1 protein-coding gene is annotated in these 1817 nt (G+C 54.4%); it reads right to left on the reverse strand.

Features of this window, described 5'->3' with window-relative positions; genetic code table 11:
* On the reverse strand, nucleotides 1-1775 hold a 1775-nt coding region (gene znuD / locus ACTHUM_RS12940), incomplete at its 3' end, for a TonB-dependent zinc receptor ZnuD (protein WP_440403050.1).
* Nucleotides 1776-1817: the final 42 nt, after the last annotated feature.

Here is a 1817-nt window from a genome sequence, read left to right on the forward strand (position 1 = left end):
CTGTCGTCTTCGATGGATTTGGGGCCGCGTCCGTCGTTTAAGGTTTGGGCGTAAATGTAGTTGCCGAAGCGGTTGCGGTAGAGCGCCAGATTGTATTGCCAGCGGTCGCCTTCGTAGCCCAGCGCGAGTTCGATGTTGTTGGAACGCTCTTTGTTGAGGTGTTTGTTGCCGACTTCAAAGGTGTTGGTGGCGACGTGTTTGCCGTGTGCGTACAGCTCTTGCGTTGACGGCAGGCGTTCCTGATGGGAGGCAGTCAGGCTGAGTTTGTGTTGTGGCGTGAAATACCAGTTGCCCGAAAGTGCGAACGAACGGGCGGTTTGGCGGTGCGCGCCGAGGTCGGGCAGGGGCTGGTTGTAGTAGTTTTCCCGATCAATCAATGCTTTGTCATACTGGATGGAGGCTTTTTGTTTTTCCACGCGTACGCCGCCTTCAAGCGTGAAGTTGTCCCAGTTTGCCTGTTCTACCCCGAAAAAGCTGTAATGGCGCACATTATTGTCAATCAGCATCGGTTGTTGGACGGTTTCGGGAATGGCAGAAAGCGCGCTGGATTTTTGTCCCAAATATTGCACGCCCCAACTGCCTTTCAGACGACCTATGGGCAGGTGGCGCAATTCGATGCGGGCATTTTGCGTTTTGTTTTTAAAGAAGTTTTCCACCGCATCGCCCGTTTTTTCATCGTGGTGGTAGTCGTTGCGGTTCAGATGCACGCGCAGGGCTTCGAAGCCGGGGAGCGGCTGCTTCCATTCGGCGCGGATTTCGTAACGTTTGTTGCGCAGGTCTATCCACGGTTTGCCGCTGTGGGCGTGCGCGTGTGCATTATCGTCGTCGTGGAAGCCGCAGCTCAAGCCCGGATTGTCGTAATCGATGTCTTCTTCAGTCAACAGGTGCGGATAAAGCTGCAAATAGCGTTTGTTAATCAGGCTCTTCTGCCAGATGATGTCGGCGTGGCAGTCGTCGTAGAGATGGCTGTGGGCAGGCAGGCCGTAGCGGTCGCGACGGTCGCTATACGCTACGCCGAGGAAACCTTTATCCCCAACCCAAGACAGGCCGATGCTGCCGGTTTTTGAATCGGCATGGCTGTCGGGCAGTCGTTTCAGACGGCCTTCTTCTTTTTGATAGCGCGGTACGGCGTAATCGCCTGATTTGCGGTACAAGCCTTCGGTATGCAGCACGAAGTTGTTGCCCAAACCGATATTGATGCCTGCGGACGTCAGTTTTTCCAAATTGCCGCTGCTCAAACGCAATCCGGCTTCGCCTGATACGCCGTTTTCAGGCATTTTTTCGGGGATTTTGCCATCGGCAACATCGACCAAACCGGCTACATTGCCCGAGCTGTATAAGAGCGTAACCGGCCCGCGCAGGATTTCGACCTGTTGCGACAAGGCGCTGTCCACCATCAAGGCATGGTCGGGCGAGAAGTCCGCCATGTCGCCGGTTTCACCGTGATGGTTCAATACTTTAATCCGTCTGCCTGTTTGACCGCGAATAACGGGAGCGGACGCGCCGCCGCCGTATTGCGAGGCATGAATGCCCGGTACGCCGTCCAAAGCATCGCCTAGGTTGACGGCTTTTTGGCGCAAGGTATCGCCGGAGATGATTTTGTCTGAGGTGGTCGAAGTGTGCAGCAGCCCCGACGTGGTGCGCGGACGGCTTTTGCCGACGACGGTAACCTCGTCCAAGTCCACCGACTGCTCGGTTTCATGCGCTTGGGAGAGGATAGGGGTGCTGATTAAAAGAATAGATAAAACAATGGGCTTGAGTGTGGTTTGTGTCATTTTAGTTTCTCATCATATTTTGAAAGGCTGTTATTATATAAC

It is taken from the genome of Neisseria sp. P0021.S006, assembly GCF_051956895.1.